This window comes from Microbacterium sp. LWS13-1.2 (assembly GCF_040144835.1).
In the GTDB taxonomy this organism is placed as follows: Bacteria; Actinomycetota; Actinomycetes; order Actinomycetales; family Microbacteriaceae; genus Microbacterium.
The window spans coordinates 2,834,305-2,850,606 of record NZ_CP151632.1; the positions used below are offsets into that span (position 1 = coordinate 2,834,305).

Annotated in this window: 14 protein-coding genes and 1 pseudogene; 8 read left to right on the forward strand and 7 right to left on the reverse strand. The window is 71.6% G+C overall.

Annotated features, from left to right (window positions below):
- The first annotated feature begins 53 nt into the window (after positions 1–53).
- A complete protein-coding gene (locus MRBLWS13_RS13315; protein ID WP_349425829.1) occupies positions 54–680 on the forward strand; it encodes a PadR family transcriptional regulator in 627 nt (208 codons plus the stop codon).
- A gap of 149 nt (positions 681–829) precedes the next feature.
- Positions 830–2,272, forward strand: a complete 1,443-nt coding sequence (locus MRBLWS13_RS13320; RefSeq protein ID WP_349429061.1) for a DHA2 family efflux MFS transporter permease subunit — start codon at positions 830–832, stop codon at positions 2,270–2,272.
- A 52-nt stretch (positions 2,273–2,324) separates the two neighbouring features.
- Here MRBLWS13_RS13320 and MRBLWS13_RS13325 read toward each other — a convergent pair whose 3' ends face one another.
- Positions 2,325–3,230: a siderophore-interacting protein gene (locus MRBLWS13_RS13325; protein WP_349425830.1), complete on the reverse strand. Its 906-nt coding sequence runs from the start codon at positions 3,228–3,230 to the stop codon at positions 2,325–2,327.
- A 167-nt stretch (positions 3,231–3,397) separates the two neighbouring features.
- Between MRBLWS13_RS13325 and MRBLWS13_RS13330 the strand changes: the two genes are divergently transcribed.
- Positions 3,398–3,556, forward strand: a complete 159-nt coding sequence (locus MRBLWS13_RS13330) for a hypothetical protein (RefSeq protein ID WP_308866175.1) — start codon at positions 3,398–3,400, stop codon at positions 3,554–3,556.
- Positions 3,557–3,686: 130 nt separating this feature from the next.
- Complete coding sequence (locus MRBLWS13_RS13335) at positions 3,687–4,784, forward strand: acyl-CoA desaturase (protein WP_349425831.1); 1,098 nt, start codon at positions 3,687–3,689, stop codon at positions 4,782–4,784.
- A 111-nt stretch (positions 4,785–4,895) separates the two neighbouring features.
- On the opposite strand, the pseudogene MRBLWS13_RS13340 reads toward MRBLWS13_RS13335, so the two are convergent.
- A pseudogene (locus MRBLWS13_RS13340) lies at positions 4,896–5,225 on the reverse strand (response regulator transcription factor); the annotation flags it as partial.
- 459 nt (positions 5,226–5,684) lie between these two features.
- Here MRBLWS13_RS13340 and MRBLWS13_RS13345 point away from each other — a divergent pair.
- On the forward strand, positions 5,685–6,098 hold the full coding sequence (locus MRBLWS13_RS13345) for a CPBP family intramembrane glutamic endopeptidase (protein ID WP_349429062.1): 414 nt from the start codon (positions 5,685–5,687) through the stop codon (positions 6,096–6,098).
- A gap of 26 nt (positions 6,099–6,124) precedes the next feature.
- Here MRBLWS13_RS13345 and purD read toward each other — a convergent pair whose 3' ends face one another.
- On the reverse strand, positions 6,125–7,399 hold the full coding sequence (purD, locus tag MRBLWS13_RS13350; RefSeq protein ID WP_349425832.1) for a phosphoribosylamine--glycine ligase: 1,275 nt from the start codon (positions 7,397–7,399) through the stop codon (positions 6,125–6,127).
- Positions 7,400–7,551: 152 nt separating this feature from the next.
- Between purD and MRBLWS13_RS13355 the strand changes: the two genes are divergently transcribed.
- Positions 7,552–7,920, forward strand: a complete 369-nt coding sequence (locus MRBLWS13_RS13355) for a sterol carrier family protein (protein WP_349429063.1) — start codon at positions 7,552–7,554, stop codon at positions 7,918–7,920.
- A gap of 242 nt (positions 7,921–8,162) precedes the next feature.
- Here MRBLWS13_RS13355 and MRBLWS13_RS13360 read toward each other — a convergent pair whose 3' ends face one another.
- The 3 genes from MRBLWS13_RS13360 to MRBLWS13_RS13370 are packed head-to-tail and all read right to left on the reverse strand — an operon-like array spanning position 8,163 to position 11,280.
- Positions 8,163–8,990 carry a heme ABC transporter ATP-binding protein gene (locus MRBLWS13_RS13360; RefSeq protein ID WP_349425833.1) on the reverse strand — a complete coding sequence of 276 codons (828 nt, stop codon included), beginning with the start codon at positions 8,988–8,990 and terminating at the stop codon, positions 8,163–8,165.
- Between the two features lie 47 nt (positions 8,991–9,037).
- A complete protein-coding gene (locus MRBLWS13_RS13365) occupies positions 9,038–10,087 on the reverse strand; it encodes an iron ABC transporter permease (RefSeq protein WP_349429064.1) in 1,050 nt (349 codons plus the stop codon).
- Between the two features lie 35 nt (positions 10,088–10,122).
- Positions 10,123–11,280: an ABC transporter substrate-binding protein gene (locus tag MRBLWS13_RS13370; RefSeq protein WP_349425834.1), complete on the reverse strand. Its 1,158-nt coding sequence runs from the start codon at positions 11,278–11,280 to the stop codon at positions 10,123–10,125.
- An 80-nt stretch (positions 11,281–11,360) separates the two neighbouring features.
- Between MRBLWS13_RS13370 and MRBLWS13_RS13375 the strand changes: the two genes are divergently transcribed.
- Both MRBLWS13_RS13375 and MRBLWS13_RS13380 read left to right on the forward strand, forming a co-directional pair.
- A complete protein-coding gene (locus tag MRBLWS13_RS13375) occupies positions 11,361–15,032 on the forward strand; it encodes an HtaA domain-containing protein (protein WP_349425835.1) in 3,672 nt (1,223 codons plus the stop codon).
- 100 nt (positions 15,033–15,132) lie between these two features.
- Positions 15,133–15,486, forward strand: coding sequence for a potassium transporter Trk (locus MRBLWS13_RS13380; RefSeq protein WP_349425836.1), 354 nt, complete (start codon positions 15,133–15,135; stop codon positions 15,484–15,486).
- Positions 15,487–15,495: 9 nt separating this feature from the next.
- Here MRBLWS13_RS13380 and MRBLWS13_RS13385 read toward each other — a convergent pair whose 3' ends face one another.
- Positions 15,496–16,107, reverse strand: a complete 612-nt coding sequence (locus MRBLWS13_RS13385; RefSeq protein ID WP_349425837.1) for a zinc-binding alcohol dehydrogenase — start codon at positions 16,105–16,107, stop codon at positions 15,496–15,498.
- Between the last annotated feature and the right edge of the window lie 195 nt (positions 16,108–16,302).

Genomic DNA, 16,302 nt, shown 5'->3' on the forward strand with positions numbered 1-16,302 from the left:
GCGATCGCGCGCGAGGAGGCGTATAGTCCATGTGGACTAATCGACATGGAGGAATGATCGTGACAAATGCCGTCGCCCGCCTCACCCCGCTCGGGGTGGCCGTGCTGGCGCTCCTCGGCGAGGGTGACATGCACCCGTACGAGATGATCCGGCTCATGCACCTCCGCCGCGACGACCGCCTGGTCACCATCACCAACGGCACGGTCTACCACACGGTCGCCCGCTTGGAGCGGGCAGGACTCGTCGCCGAGGTCGGCGTCGACCGCGAGGGCAATCGGCCCGAGCGCACCACCTACACGCAGACGGATGCCGGAGCCGCCGCGGTCCTCGAATGGGTGCGGCGGGAACTGCCTCGCGTGGATCGGCCGGCGGAGTTCCGCGTCGCGCTCGCCGAGGTCCACGACCTCGAGCGCGAGGAGGCGCTCGCGCTGCTGGGAGACCGCCGCGCGGCGCTCGCCGGCGCCCTCGACTCCCTCAGCGCCGGCCGCCGGCAGGCGCTCGACAAGGGCGTGCCGGAGCAGTACCTCCTCGAGATCGCGCGAGAAGAGGCCCTCCTCCAGGCGGAGCTCGCCTGGATGGACGCGACCCTCCCGCGGATCGCCGATCCCGACTTCGCCTGGGGCCCCGACGCGACCCCGTCGGAACGCTATCTCGCCCAACGAAAGGCAGCACGCCAGTGACCACCCCGAACACCCCGGACGGCCCCCGCGCGGCGGGTGCGTCCTCTGCAACCGCCTCGGCGGCCCACCCGCCCACCGGCGCCTACGCCGCCGGACACAAGCCCCGCAGCCCGTGGCCCGCCCTCTGGGCCCTCGTCATCGGGTTCTTCATGATCCTCGTCGACACGACGATCGTCTCGGTCGCGAACCCGGCCATCAAGGCTGCCCTCGACCCCGACACCAACAACCTCGACAACGTCGTGTGGGTCACCTCGGCGTACCTGCTGGCCTACGCGGTGCCGCTGCTCATCACGGGGCGCCTCGGCGACAGGTTCGGCCCGAAGTACATGTACCTCGGCGGCCTGGCCGTCTTCACCCTGGCCTCGCTCGCCTGCGGACTGTCGCCGACGCTCGGCGCGCTCATCGCCTTCCGGGCCGTGCAGGGTCTGGGCGCGGCTCTCATGACGCCGCAGACGATGGCCATCATCACGCGCACCTTCCCGCCGAACCAGCGCGGTGCGGCGATGGGACTGTGGGGTGCGACCTCGGGCGTCGCGATGCTCGTCGGCCCCCTCGCCGGCGGCCTGCTGGTCGACGGGCTCGGCTGGGAGTGGATCTTCTTCATCAACCTTCCGGTCGGTGTCGTCGGCTTCGTGCTCGCGTGGATCCTCGTGCCCAAGCTCGAGACGCACCCCCACAAGTTCGACCTCGTCGGCGTCTTCCTCAGTGCGATCGGGCTCTTCCTCATCGTGTTCGGTCTGCAGGAGGGCGAGACCTACGACTGGGGCGTCATCTGGGGCCCGATCACCGTGTGGGGCCTCATCATCACCGGCGTGCTGGTGATGGGACTGTTCATCTGGCAGCAGGCGAAGACCAAGAGCGAGGCGCTGGTACCGCTGGAGCTCTTCCGCGACCGCAACTTCTCCGTCGCGAACATCGGCATCTCGACGGTCGGCTTCACCGTCACGAGCATGTCCCTGCCGCTGATGTTCTTCCTGCAGCTGGCGCGCGGCCTCACGCCGACCGAGTCGGCACTGCTGCTCGTGCCGATGGCGGTCGCGGCCGGCGTGCTGTCGCCGCTCGCGGGCAGATGGCTCGACCGCACCGATCCGCGCGTCCTCCTGGTGCCGGGGCTGCTGCTCGTCGCGGGCTCGCTCGTGCTGTACTCCGTGCTCATGAACCTCGACACCCCCATCTGGGTGTTCCTCATCCCGTCGTTGCTGATGGGCGTCGGAAACGCCGGCATGTGGGGGCCGCTCGCGACCACCGCCACGCGCAACCTCGCTCCGCGGCAGGCGGGCGCCGGTGCCGGCATCTACAACACGATGCGCACCATCGGCTCGGTCCTCGGTTCGGCCGCGATCGCGGTGTTCATGCAGAGCCGCATCGAGGCGAACCTCCCCGGCGCCGCCGACGCGCCCGGCGGCAGCTTCGGCTCGGGGGCGCTGCCGGAGGTCGTCGCAGAGCCGTTCGCGACGGCGATGGCGCAGTCCGTGCTGCTGTCCGCAGCGGTGATGCTGATCGGCGTGGTCGCCGTGCTGTTCCTGCGCCGGCCGAAGGCGACGTCGACCGAGGACTGGCAGGCCGCGAACGCGGCGGTCGCCGCCGACTGACTCGCGGGGCGAAGAGACGAGGGGACCGCTCGCGAGGCGAGCGGCCCTCGCGTCAATCCGGGTCGGAGGGGTCGATCGGCGCGTGGTGGTCGAATCCGGCCGTTCCGCGCTTCCAGTAGCCGCTCAGCGCGACCTGTTCCGCCGGCAGCGCGAGCGTGCGGCGCAGGTGGCGGCGAAGAGGGACGAGGGCGGATGCCTCACCCGCCGCGAACACGAAGGTCGAAGCATCCACGCCCACCGCGTCGACGGCGGCGACGACGGCGTCGGGGTCACCGCCCGCGTCGAGGTGATGCACCCGGACGTCGGTGCGGCCCGACGTCTCGGAGACGTACCCGGCGACCCACGACCCGTCGTCGGCGGTGAGCGCGATGAGATCGACCGATGTGTCGGCGGGCACCTCGGCCGCCCAGCGCGTGGCGGACGGGAGCGCGGTCTCATCCACGACGAGCACGAGGCGCGCCGCGCCCTGGGGAGCCGCCTTCGAGCCGCGCGGGCCGACGATGACGAGCTCGTCGCCGAGGCGGGCGCCGCTCGCGAAGCGGGAGGCCGGCCCGGGCGAGGGGTGCAGGTAGAAGTCCAGATCGACGGCGACCTCGCCGTCGATCGTGGTCACGCGCAGCGGAGTGAAGTCACGTGCGTGGGTGGGTGCGTCCGGTCGCACGATGCCGTCCTCGCCCGGGCCGACCGCGGTCGGTGCGACCACGTCGCCGGTCTCGGGGTCGGGGAAGAACACGCGCACATGGTCCGCTGGACCGCCGCTGGTGAAGTCCGTGAAGTCGGGGCCGGTGACCCGCACGCGCAGCAGCACCGGGGCGACCTGCTCGACCGAGACGGCGTGCGCACGGCGGGCGGTGAAGCGGTTGCGGCCGCCGGCGCGGAAGAAGGGGGAGGCCGGCACGGCGCCCGGCGTGCTCGCCGCGGTCCCTGCCGACGGCGTCGGGATCGGGGCATCCGTCATATCGGTCTCCTCACGGTGGCGGTCGAGGTCCGCCGTCCCAGCCAACCACGTGACGGGCGGGGTGGGCGCAGATCGCGTCGCTGCGGAGCACGGAACTCCGCCTTGCGCAGCCGCGTCGGCTTTGTCAACCCATTGGTGAGCGCGCGGCCGGGGGCCAGGATCAGACCATGACCGGACTCGCAGTGATCCTGCTCATCGTCGGAATCGTCCTGCTGCTGCTGGGCGTGTTCATCGAGGCGGCGAAGTTCCTGCTGTGGATCGGCCTCGTGATCATCATCATCGCGGTGATCGCCTGGCTGATGCGCTTCATCCGCCGCCAGACGTGACCCCGCCTGTGAACTCGCCCGGGCTCTGCCGCAACGCCTGACATCGGCGTAGCCTGGCCGATACGGACGTCCCGGACCCCGACACCCGCGGACCGCACACCTGTGCGGCCGGAGGATCGGGGACGAGCACATGGCCGACCAGCTCACCGGCGGAGTCCGCGCCACGGTGGCCCGAACGCCACGAGCGGGCAACGACTTCACCGACCTCGCGAAGATCATCGGCACCAGCGGTCTGATGCGCCGTCGCTACGGGTACTACTGGACCAAGCTCATCGGTGCGGTGGTGGTGCTCGCCGCAGCCCTAGTCGCCTTCTTCCTGATCGGCGACACCTGGTGGCAGCTCTTCACGGCCGCAGGTTTCGCGATTCTGTTCACGCAGATCGCCATGCTCGGGCACGACGCCGCGCATCGGCAGATCTTCGTATCGGGCCGTTGGAACGACTGGACGTCGATGGTGCTGGGCAACCTCCTGGTCGGAATGAGCTACGGCTGGTGGCAACACAAGCACACGCGCCATCATGCGAACCCGAACAAGATCGGCTCCGATCCTGACATCGAACTGCCCGTCGTGTCGTTCACCCCCGATCAGGTGGAGCAGCGCGCAAAGCAGTACGGCCCCGCACTGGCGTGGGTCATGGCCCACCAGGGGATGTTCTTCTTCCCGATCCTCCTGCTCGAAGGGCTGTCGCTGCATGCCTCGAGCGTGCGCCGTGTCGTCGCGCGTGAGCCGCTGCGCCGACGCAGCGTCGAGATCGTCTTCCTCGCCCTGCGCATCGGCGGCTATCTCGCGCTGGTGTTCCTCGTGCTGTCGCCCGGCATCGCCGCCGTCTTCCTCGCGGTGCAGCTCGGCCTCTTCGGCGTCTACATGGGCATGGCCTTCGCCCCGAACCACAAGGGGATGCCGCTCGTGCCGGCCGAGGTGAAGGTCGACTTCCTGCGCCGGCAGGTGCTGATGAGCCGCAACGTCCGGGGCAGCCGATTCCTCGACGTCGCGATGGGCGGGCTGAACTACCAGATCGAGCACCACCTGTTCCCGTCGATGCCGCGCCCTCACCTGAGGAAGGCCTCCGGCGCCATCAGGGACTACTGCGTCGCCCATGACGTGCGGTACACCGAAACGGGGCTCTGGGAGTCGTACCGGATCGTCACGCGCTACATCAACCGGGTCGGGCTCGGCGAGCGCGACCCGTTCGAATGCCCCCTGCTGCAGCAACGGCAGGCGGTCTGACGCCGGGGGAAGGCGTGAGGTCGGGGGTCGTCCGCGACCTGTCCTGGGGGGCAGGTCGCGGACGGCGGGTCTTCCCGCGCGCCTGTGAGTCGCGAGACCGGGTCAGCGTCCGCCCGCATCCTTGAGGAGGAATCCGCGCGCACCCGACCGCAGCGCCTCGTAGACGTACTCGTCGAGGTCGAAGGTCGTGATGACGACGACGGGGATCGGGTCCGCGACGTCCGGTCCGGCAATGGCGTGGGTCGCCGCGAGCCCGTCCATCACCGGCATGCGGATGTCGAGCAGGCACACGTCGGGCCGGAGTGTCCCCGCCAGCGCGACCGCCGCGGCGCCGTCCGGGGCCTCGCCGACCACCTCGATGTCGGGCTGCGCGTCGAGGATCATGCGCAGGCCCGTCCGCACGAGATCCTGGTCGTCGGCGACCAGCACTCGCACGCTCATGCCGTCCACCCTGCCCGGGGAGCGTCGCCGCGACGATCCACCCGCCACCGGGTGCCGGCCCGGAGTCGCACGTCCCGCCGAGCAGCGCTGCGCGCTCGCGCATCCCGATGATCCCGTAGCCGGGAGACGGAGCGGATGCTGCGCCCGCACCGTCGTCACGGACCTCGAGTCGCACTCCATCGGCGTCGACCTCGACACCCACGTCGATGCGGGTCACATCCCGCGCGTGACGGCGGGCGTTCGTGACCGCCTCCTGCGCGATCCGGAACACCGAGGCCGCGACCGTCGGCGGCACGCTCTCGAGGTCGCCGCCGAGCCTCACGGTGACGGCCGGGGCCGCGGTCGTGCTGATTTTCAACGTCCTCCGCTTTTGCGACCGTCGACTACGCCGAGCTCGACTTCGGCTACGTTGCGGCGTGGCTCCTGGCGGGTCTGTGCATCGGCTTCGCGGAGGAGGTCCTGACCCGCGGCTACGTCGTCAATCTGATGCGCAAGGCCGGGCACTCCGAGATCGCGGTCGCCCTGGTGTCGGCGGCCCTGTTCTCCGCGCTGCACGCCAGCAACCTGCTCTTGGGGCAGTCGCCCTTCGCCACGCTGCTACAGCTGCTCTACACGTTCGCGTTCGGCATCTGCATGTACCTCGCACTCCGCGTGACGGGCAACCTGATCTGGCCGATCCTGCTGCACGCCAGCACCGACCCGAGCATCTTCCTGCAGGCCGCGCATCCGGCCGACGGTCCACTCGCGACGATCGCCGGGTTCGGCAACATCCCCGTCATCCTCGTCGGCCTGCTCGCGATCATCTTCATCCGCGGTCGCGTCGACGCGACACGTGGTGCGGCCGACGCACTCTCCGCCGATCCGGTGCGGTGACCCGAGCGTCCAGGTGTCGTCGCGGGTCAGAGCCCTTCGGCGACCCGGGCGGCGATGTCGGTGCGGTGCTGGCCGCCGTCGAGCCGGATCTCGCCGAGCGCGCGGTAGACGCGCTCGCGGGCCTCGGCGAAGGTCGTGCCGACGCCGACGACGTTGAGCACGCGGCCGCCGGTGGCGACGAGCCCGCTGTCGGTCTCGGCCGTGGCCGCGTGGGCGAGGTGCACTCCGGGCACCGCCTCCGCGTCGCGCAGGCCCGACAGGGCCCGCCCCGTCACCGGCGCGGTCGGGTATCCCTCGCTCGCGAGCACCACGGTGACGGCGACGTCGGTGGCGAACGCGGGGACGGGAAGGTCTTCCAGATGACCGGATGCCGCGGCCAGCAGCAGCTCCGACAGCGGATCCACGAGCCGGGGCAGCACGACCTGCGTCTCGGGGTCGCCGAAGCGGGCGTTGAACTCGATGACCTTCACCCCGTCGTCGGTCAGGATGAGGCCGGCGTAGAGCAGTCCGATGAACGGCGTGCCCTCGGCATCCAGCTGACGGATGACGGGCTCGGCGACGTCGCGCGTGACGAGTTCGACGAACTCGCGCTCACTGCCGAATCGGCCGTCGAGCCACGGCAACGGCGAGTACGCGCCCATGCCGCCGGTGTTGGGGCCTTCATCGCCGTCGAGCAGGCGCTTGTAGTCCTGGGCGGGGCTGAGCGGCAGCACGTGGTCGCCGTCGCTGAGAAAGAAGAGCGACACCTCGGGGCCGGACAGGAACTCCTCGATGAGGACCGGGCCGGACGGCAGGTACTCGTCGGCGTGGGCCAGGGCCGCAGCCCGGTCGGACGTGACGACGACGCCCTTGCCGGCGGCGAGCCCGTCGGCCTTGACGACGTGCGGGGCGCCGAGCTCGTCGAACGCGGCCTCGACCTCGGCGCGGCTGGCGGCGCGCTTCGCCCGGCCGGTGGGCACGCCGGCGGCATCCATGATGCGCTTGGCGAACGCCTTCGATCCCTCCAGCTGCGCGGCCGCCTTGCCCGGCCCGAAGACCGGGATGCCGTGCTCACGCACCGCATCGGCGACGCCCGCGACCAGCGGCGCCTCGGGGCCGATCACGACGAGGTCGATGTCGTTCTCGTTGGCGAAGACGGTGACGGCTGCGGGATCGTTCACGTCGAGCGCGACGAGCTGTGCGTCCTGTCCGATGCCGGCGTTGCCGGGAGCGGCGAAGATCTCGTGCTCGGTCTCCTCCGACCGCAGCGCCAGGATGATGGCGTGCTCCCGCGCGCCCGAGCCGAGAACCAGGATCTTCACGCGCTCCAGCCTACCGACGCGCCTCGTCGGGTTTCGGGCGGGCCGTGGGCGTGGGACGGTTCGTCATCGCGGTCATCGCGGTCATCGCGGTCATCGCGGTCATCGCGGTCGTCGCTGACGGCTCCGTGTACCCGGCGGCGTACGGTGGAGGCGTGGCCCGCAAGATCTCGACCGACGACGGCCGCACCGCCCTGAGCGCGGTCGCGGCGGCGGCCGCGGCATCCGTCCCGCCCGCCCGCACCGACAACGCGACCGCCGTGCGCTACTTGCTGCAGCTGCTCGCCGAGAAGGCGCCGGGCAACTCGGTCGAGGTGCGGGTGCCGCCGTTCGGCGCGGTGCAGGTCATCGAGGGGCCACGGCATACCCGCGGCACGCCGCCGAACGTCGTCGAGACCGACCCCGCGACCTGGATCGCGCTCGCCACGGGTGCCGAGCAATGGACGGATGCCGCGACCGCCGGCCGCATCAGCGCCTCGGGCACGCGCGCCGACATCTCCGACCTCCTGCCGCTGCGCCCCTGACGTTGCCGACCGGCGCCGCGCTCCCGACGGCCGGCCTTCGCGGCGCGCCGATCGCGCCGGCCGTCGCGCCCCGCCGCTCGCCGGCCGTCGCGCCCCGCCGCTCGCCGGCCGTCGCGGCGCCGCGATCGCCGAGACCCCAGTGGACGGACGAGACCCTGGGTGAACCCCACGGTCTCGTCCGTCCGCTGGGGTCTCGCGGAGAGGGAGCGCCGGGAAGGCGCCGGGGGAGCGTCGGGCGGGGCTCAGCGGCGGGGCGTCACCACCGGCGTGCCGGTGCGGGGGTGGGCGAAGACGTCGACGGGCTGCCCGTACACCTCCTCGATGGCTGCGGCGGTCAGCACGTCGGCAGGGGTTCCCGAGGCGACGACCCGCCCCCGAGACAGCAGCGTCACGCGATCGGCCACGCCGAGCGCGGCGTTGAGGTCGTGCAGCACCACGGCGACCGCCGCGCCCTCGTCCGCGCGACCGCGGGCGATCCGCAGCACGTCCTCCTGATGCTTGAGGTCGAGGGCCGCGGTCGGCTCGTCGAGCAGCAGCACGTCGCAGGCCTGCGCGAGCACCCGCGCGAGCGCGGCGCGTGCGCGCTCGCCGCCCGACAGCGACGTGATGCCGCGACCGGCGAGACCGACGAGATCGGTGGCCTCGAGCGCCCGGGCGACAGCGGCGTCATCGTCATCCTCGGCGGGCGTGCGCGCCCACGGCGCCCGTCCCATCCGCACCGCCTGCTCCACCGTGAAGGGGAACGACACCGCGTTCTGCTGCAGCAGCACCGCGCGCCGCCGCGCCAGCACGCGGGGAGGGATGCCGCCGAGCGGCGCACCATCGAGGCTCACGCCGCCGGCATCCGGCGTGATGTCGCCGGCGAGCACGCCGAACAGCGTCGACTTGCCCGCGCCGTTCGGCCCGACCAGAGCGTGGAGCTCGCCCGCGCGGACGTCGATCGCGGCGTCCGCCAGCACCGGTCCCGGCGCTCCCGCCGGGGTCACGGTCACTCCTCGGGCGGCGAGTCGCACGGCGCCGGGCACGATTGCCGCCCGCGAGTCCGATCCGCCCTCTCGACTCTCGGGCATCGGCTCGAGAGCGTGCCTTGTCGGTGCAGCGAGATCACCCGTCCCGGTCATCCCCAGCCTCCCGCCCGTCGACGAGTCCGCAGCAGCAGCCACAGGAAGAACGGGCCGCCCACCAGCGACGTGATCATGCCGATCGGCAGGTCGGCGAGAGGCACGGCGGTGCGGGCGATGAGATCGGCCACGGCGATGAGGAGCGCTCCGCCGAGCGCGCTCGAGATCACGAGCGGCAGGTGCGCCGGGCCGATCGCCATGCGCATCAGGTGCGGCACGACGAGCCCCACGAAGCCGATGATCCCGGCGAAAGCAACGGCCGCGCAGACCAGCAGCGCGACCATCACGATCACCGCGACGCGCAGCAGTTCGACCCGCACACCGAGATGGCGGGCGGTGCGCTCGCCGAGGGCGAAGAGGTCCAGGCGGCGCGCGACGGCGACGGCGGCCGCGACGCCGATCGCGACCAGCGGTGCGACGAGCGCGATGTTCTGCCACAGCGCGCCGTTGAGGCTGCCGAGCTGCCAGAACACGATCTGCTCGCGGGTCGCGGTCGTGCCGAGGAGTGTGAGGAACGCGAGGCCGGCGCCCGCGATCGCGTTGATCGCGATGCCGGTGAGCAGCAGCGTGACGACCTCGGTACGTCCGCCGGACCGACTGATCAGATAGACCGAGAACACCGCGACGAGCCCGCCGGCGAAGGCGAAGGCCGGGGTCGTCCACATGCCGAACACAGCGAGCCCGAAGGTGAGGCTCGCGGCCGCGCCGAACGCGGCGCCCGATGAGACGCCGACGACGGCCGCGTCGGCGAGCGGGTTGCCGAAGATGGCCTGCATCAGCACACCCGACACCGCGAGGGCGGCGCCGACGAGCAGCCCCAGCACGATGCGGGGGAGCCGGATGTCGAGGATCACGCCCGCCGCCATCGGTGCGTCGGGCGCCCAGGGCGTGTCGAGGCCGAGGGCTTGCAGCAGCACGCCCGCCACCTGGGCCGGTGTCAGCCAGTACTGGCCGAGGCCGAGCGACACGATCACGACGATCGCGATCGCCGCCGAGAGCCCCGCGACCACGACGGCGAACCTGCGGCCCCGATGCGTCGTGGGCACCCTGGTGACGACTTCGGCCGTTGCGATGTCGGCCGTCACGACGCGGGTTCTTCGGTCGGCGTCGCGGCGGGCGCCGAGGCCGGGGCGTAGACCGCTCGCGCCAGGGCGCGGATGACGTCGGCGGTGCGCGGCCCGAAGCTCAGGATCTCGGCATCCGCCATGTCGACCACTCGGCGGTTCGCTCCGGCAGGCGTCTGCTGCAGCGCAGGGATGCGCTCGAGCAGACCGTCGACCCCGCCGACCGAGGCGAGACCGTCGGTCATCATCACCAGCACGTCCGGCTGCGCCGCGACGAGCGCCTCGGCGGTCATCGGCTTCATGCCCTCCCAGCCGATCTCGCCTGCGACGTCGACGCCGCCGACCGCCTCGATGAGGGAGTCCGCCCCGGAGTCCCGGCCGAAGATGTAGTACACGTTCGCGCTGCCCCGCACGTAGAGGAACAGCATGCGCGCACGATCGGATGCCGCCACCGGCGCGACTGCGCCGACCTCCGCCACCGCGGCTTCGACGTCAGCGTCGAGCCGATCCGCGAGCGCGTCGCCCCGCTCGGGGACGCCCAGCGCACCAGCGATCTCCGAAACGAGGTCGGACACGGTGTCGGCGCGCCGCTCGCTCGAGACCACCACGACGGCGATGCCGGCATCGCGGAGCTGCTGGCGCACCTCCTTCGGACCGATGGACGTGTCGGTCAGCATCACGGTCGGAGCCAGCTCGAGGATGGCCTCCGCGTTGAGGGTGTGCCCCGACTTCGTCACCACCGGAAGGTCCTCGGTGCCGTCGAACGACGTCGACGAGTCGCGCCCGACTACGGCATCTCCGAGTCCGAGCCCGAACACCGTCGCCGCGATCGTGCCCGAGATGTCGACGGGCAGGATGCGGCTGACATCGGTGATCTCGACGTCTCGGCCCTCGGCATCCGTCACCGTCACCGGCAGTTGGGGCGCCCCGTCGGCGGCGACCGCCTCGATCGCGTGCGAGGCCAGGCACGCCGTCGAGGGACCGGTCGCGGCGCGCGGATCGTCGACGAGGGTGAGCGATGCCAAGGGCTCGGCGGCCGCAGGGCAGTCCGTATCGGTGGCGTCGGCCGCGGTGGCGATCGCGGCACAGCCCGACAGGATGACGGCGGCGACGAGCAGGCCGACGCCGCTCGCCAGGCGCGTCGAAGACCGTCGAGCGGGGGAGATGCGAAACATTAGGTGAGCCTTACCTTCGGCTTGACGTCGGCTGGGAGAGTGCCCTACGTTCGAGTCGATATTAGGTTAGCCAAACCTAAGTGACCAACCCGAATCGCACTGATGCGCCGGTGCGCCTCGACGTTGCCGGCGCCGGAGAACACGTGAACATGCAGCCGTTCCTCGAGCGCAGCCGGGCGCCCCTGGCCGCCCTCCTCACCTTCCTGCTCGTCGTGGCAGGAGCACTGACCGCCGTCCCGGCCTTCGCCGCCGGACCCGCCCTGTCGGCGCCGCAGCTTCCTCGAGCCGGAGGCACGATCACCGTCACGGGAACCGGCTACAGCACCACGAGCCCCGGCCTCTACCTGGGACTTCGCGCGACCGGCGCGAGCAGCGACACCTTCACGGTCTGGATCGACACGGCCAACACGGTGGGCGCGCTTCCCGGTCTCGGCGCCACGGCGCCGATGAACGGCGACGGCTCGTTCTCCGTCGACATCCCGGTGCCGGCGTACACGGAGGGCACGAGCTACACGCTGTTCTCGCGCAAGGCCCACGGCGTGCCCGACCCGAGTCAGAACCTGACCCAACCGCTCGAGTACATTCCTGCCCCTGCCGTCGCGACCACCACGACCCTGACGGTCGATCCGGCCGCTTCGAGCCTGGCCGGCGCGGACTTCACGCTCGGCGCGACGGTCGAGCCCGCAGCATCCGGAATCGTCGCCTACTTCAACGGCGACACGCAGCTGGGCTCCGCCGCCGTCGGCTCGACGATCACCGCGAGCATCGCGACCGCCGGCACCGCGCAGCTCAAGGCCGTGTTCACGCCGGCCGACGCGGCCGCGTTCACCGGCTCCACTTCTGCGGTCGTCTCGTACGAGATCACTGCGCCGCCGGTGGAGCCCGAGCCCGAGACGCCGACGCCGACCGTGACGGTGTCGAAGACGACCGGCCTGAACGCCGACGGCGAGACCGTCACGGTGTCGGGTTCGGGGTTTGTGCCGAACGCGCCGGCGACCGACGGCACCCGGCAGCCGCTCGCGGGGAAGTTCGGCGGCTCGTACATCGTCTTCGGCAAGTTCCTCGAGGAGTGGACGCCGTCTTCCGGTGCGCCGGCCTCGGCACGACCAGGCATCGACACGAAGTGGGGTGTGCACGCGGCTGATGTCGCGACCATCGGCGGCGCCGCGCGCGGGGGGATAGCGATCGCTGCCGACGGCACGTTCGAGACGACGCTGGCCGTCTCACGCAGTGAAGCATCCGAGCTGCTCGCCGGCAATTACGGCATCTACACCTACTCGGGCGCGGGGGCGAAGTACGCCGCGTTCGAGACCTACACGCCCATCACGTTCGCCGAGCCTGCTCCGGTGCCGTCGCTGGCGGTCTCGAAGACCACCGGTATCGACCCCGAGGGCGACACGATCACGATTACGGGCACGGACTACAGCACGGCGGGCAAGGCGATCTACGGGCCGTCGGCGGGGCAGCCCGCTGGTGTGTACGCGCAGATCGGCTGGCTGAAGGAGACGTGGCGCCCGTCCGCCGGTGCGGTGTCGGGCGACCGGTCGAACGCCTACTCGGTCTGGGCGCAGGGCGTGCAGACACAGGCGCCGTATCTGAAGTGGACCGACAACGGCGACGGCACGGCGGACTTCACGTGGACCGTAGACGTGGACGAGGCGACGCTGGAGGCGAAGCGACTCGAAGGTGCGTCCCTCGCCGTGTTCACCGTCGGTGCCGGCGGCGTCGTACAGGCGGTCAATGAGCTCGCCGTTCCCATCGCCTTCGCCGACCCGGCGTCTGTTCCCGCCGTCGACGTGACGGTGACGGATGCCTCGGCCACCGTCGGCGCGACCATCGAGGTCGCCGCCTCCCACCTCGGCGATATGACCGGCGCCTACGCCGCCATCATCGAGAAGGGCACCGAGTCGGCGGTGACGGCAGGCGCAGGCTTCGTGGCCGTGCAGTACGTGCGCCCGATCACCGACGGCTCGTTCACGGTCGACCTCGTCGCACCCGCCGCCAAGCTCGACCGCTCAAAGCAGTACGAGGTGCTCGTCTGGCGCCAGCACTCGAACCCGGCGGCCGACACGATCTACGCCCGCGCCGACGTGCCGTTCACGGCCGGCGACTGGGAGAAGCTGTTCCCGGGCACTCTGCCGCCGATCGACCCTGAGCCACCGGTCGATCCCGGAACGCCGGTGAGCCCGCCGCCTGCGGCCCAGGGCGCGGGCTCGCTCTCGTGGGCGATCTCGTCGAGCTTCGCGAGCTACATCACGGGTGACATCGCGCAAGGCAGCATCGCCGTCACGGGCGGCGCGACACGTGCCGGCGGCCTGTTCCAGTTCGGTCAGGCGACCGGCAGCACGTACGACGCGGCGACCGTCACGGGCGCCGTCTCGTACAACGGCTCGGTCCGCTTCACCGGCCACTCCGGAGTCCTCGACGTCACCATCGCGAACCCGCAGGTGCGCGTCTCGTCGGCGAACTCGGCGACGCTGTACGTGACGAGCGGCGGCTCGCAGGTCGCGTTCGCGACGCTCGACCTCTCGGCCGCCGTGCGCAGCACTGCGAACAGCACGGTCACCTACTCGCGTGTGCCCGCCGCCCTCACCGCGTCGGGGCGCAGCCAGGTGTTCCAGGGCTACACGACAGAGCTCGATCCGCTGACGTTCACCATCGGCGTCGCGGCGGCCGCGCCCGCGGGGTCCACCGGCACCGTCGCGACCGCTTCGGCCACGACGGCGCGTACGACGTCGCTTCCTGCGACGCCGCCCGCCGTCACGGGCATCGACCTCGATGACGACATGCTCGCCGCGCTCCAGAACGGCGAGCCGGTCACAGTGTCGGCCTCGGGCTTCGCCGCGAACGAGGACGGCATCCAGGTCGTCGTGTACTCGACGCCGACCCTCCTCGGCGAGGTCACGGCGGACGCCTCGGGCACCGCCACCTGGACCGGAACGCTGCCGACGACCCTGCCCGATGGCGAGCACACACTCACGTTCCAGGGATCCGTGGATCGCGGCATCCGCTTCACCCTCGCGCGTGCGGCGGTGGCCGCCGGCTGCGTCGTCGACGCGGCGAGCCTCGGCTGGGGCTTCAAAGAGAGCTTCCGCACCTACATCGAGGGCATCGCGGCGGGCGGCTGGGAGCTGGCCGACGTCGCCTACCAGTACCCCGGGTTCGTCTGGAATGCCGGCAGCGGAACGGTGGATGCCGAGGACCGCACCGGATTGGTGACCTACGGCGGCAGCATCCGCTTCACGGGACACGAAGGTGCGCTCGACACGACGCTGGCGAACGCACGGGTGGAGCTCGCGGGAGACACCGGCTACCTCGTGTTCGAGGTCAGCGGCACGACGCAGGCCGGCGAGCCGGTCACGGCGGCCGGCATCCGGTTCGCCGAGTTCGCCGTCCCCGACCTCGAGCTGACCGACGACGGGCTCGTGCTCGACGCGCTCCCCGCGACGCTCACCGAGGCAGGCGCGGCCGCTTTCGGCACGTACGCGGCCGGCGAGGAGCTCGACCCCGTGTCGGCCGTTCTCCCCGTGGCGGCGGACTGCGCCGTCGCACCGGTCGCCGTCGAGGACGAGACTCCGGTCGCCGAGGCCACCAAGGTCGAGGCGATCTCCGCCGACCAGACGACGGCGCCGGTGTGGCCGTGGGCGGTCGGGGGGATCGCCCTGGCGCTCGGCGTCGGCGCCGTGGTCTGGATCGTGGTCATCCGCCGCCGTGCGACGGCCGGCGGCAGTGGAGACCAGACGGCCGCTTGAGGTCGGCCGTCATGGGGACGGTGTCCGCGCGGCTTCCGCGGGCGCCGTCCCTTTCTCATCCCCCGGCGCGAACGGGCGCGGCGAGTGGGACAATGGACGCATGCCCGAGCACAGCGAGGACCACATCGAGACCGTGAGCGTACGTCGTGCGCCGAAGATCTCGGTGTTCCTCGTCCTCGGCGCGGCGCTCGGGGTGCTGGTCGCGATGATCCTTACCTTCGCCTTCAACGGCACCGCCGAGGCCAGCCCCAACACCGGCGTCGAGTACACGCAGGGTCAGGTGTTCGGGTTCCTCGTGCTGATCTGCGCGCCCATCGGACTTGCGCTCGGCGGCATCGTGGCGCTGATCTTCGACCGCCGTTCGCGCCGTCACACCCACGAGGTCGCCGTCGGTCACTCGTCGGTGCACGTCGACCCGGAGCCCGGCACCAACGGCCACGGCTCCGCGCACTGACCTCGCGCGCTACGCGAGCTCGGCGATGATCGGGTGGATGGCGGTGTCGAAGGCCGCGACATCGCCCCGCAGTCCGTCGGTGACCGCGACGGTGAGCGACCCGATCCACCACACGCCGCGCTGACTCAGCGGCAGCACCTGCACGTTCAGCTCGAACGAATGCGCGCGGCGCCCGACCTGCCGCTCGTGCTCCGCGATCGCGCCCGCGTACGCGCGGTACGCCGTGCCCGTGCTGTGCGAGGCCTCCTTGCGGTACCGCTGATGCGCCGCCCGCGCGAACGCCAGCGCCTCGGCGGCATGCGGGACGAAGGCGGCCCGCAGCTCGTCGCAGCCTTCGATCGGCAGCGCGAGCGCGGTGTCGAATCCGTCCACGAGATCGAGGGGGACGGTGGACGGGTGCGCCTGCGGCTCAACCGTCATCGCCCAGTACTGCCGCCACTGCCGTTCGAGCGTCGCCTGGGCCTCTTCCGACCGGTCGTTCGCCCGCGGCGGGATCCCGCGCAGGTGCGGCAGCTCCTCCGGAGAGCGGATGCCGAGGACCTGCCGCAGATAGAGCGCAAGAAGCACCGGCTGACCGGCGTCTTCGCGGATCAGCCACTCCGGTGCACCGGCGCCGCCCATACGGTCCATTCTAGATCCGGGCTCCCGCTTCACAGGCCGTCTCCGCAGACGAAGGATGCCCCCGTCCCGCCGTCGAGTGCGGCCCCCCGCTCCGCCTCGGAAACAAGTGACCGGATCCAGTGGGCCGCCGGAGGGCCGCAACCCCCGGCGTCCGCCCAGCCGCGCCGCCGGTAGGCTGGTGACGTGGCCTCATCC

Bases quoted from the DNA above. Each gene is read 5' to 3' on its own strand.
- MRBLWS13_RS13315 (WP_349425829.1), top strand. From the start codon at position 54: ATGATCGTGACAAATGCCGTCGCCCGCCTCACCCCGCTCGGGGTGGCC.
- MRBLWS13_RS13320 (WP_349429061.1), top strand. From the start codon at position 830: ATGATCCTCGTCGACACGACGATCGTCTCGGTCGCGAACCCGGCCATC.
- MRBLWS13_RS13325 (WP_349425830.1), bottom strand. From the start codon at position 3,230: ATGACGGATGCCCCGATCCCGACGCCGTCGGCAGGGACCGCGGCGAGC.
- MRBLWS13_RS13330 (WP_308866175.1), top strand. From the start codon at position 3,398: ATGACCGGACTCGCAGTGATCCTGCTCATCGTCGGAATCGTCCTGCTG.
- MRBLWS13_RS13335 (WP_349425831.1), top strand. From the start codon at position 3,687: ATGGCCGACCAGCTCACCGGCGGAGTCCGCGCCACGGTGGCCCGAACG.
- MRBLWS13_RS13360 (WP_349425833.1), bottom strand. From the start codon at position 8,990: ATGCCCGAGAGTCGAGAGGGCGGATCGGACTCGCGGGCGGCAATCGTG.
- MRBLWS13_RS13370 (WP_349425834.1), bottom strand. From the start codon at position 11,280: ATGTTTCGCATCTCCCCCGCTCGACGGTCTTCGACGCGCCTGGCGAGC.
- MRBLWS13_RS13380 (WP_349425836.1), top strand. From the start codon at position 15,133: ATGCCCGAGCACAGCGAGGACCACATCGAGACCGTGAGCGTACGTCGT.
- MRBLWS13_RS13385 (WP_349425837.1), bottom strand. From the start codon at position 16,107: ATGGGCGGCGCCGGTGCACCGGAGTGGCTGATCCGCGAAGACGCCGGT.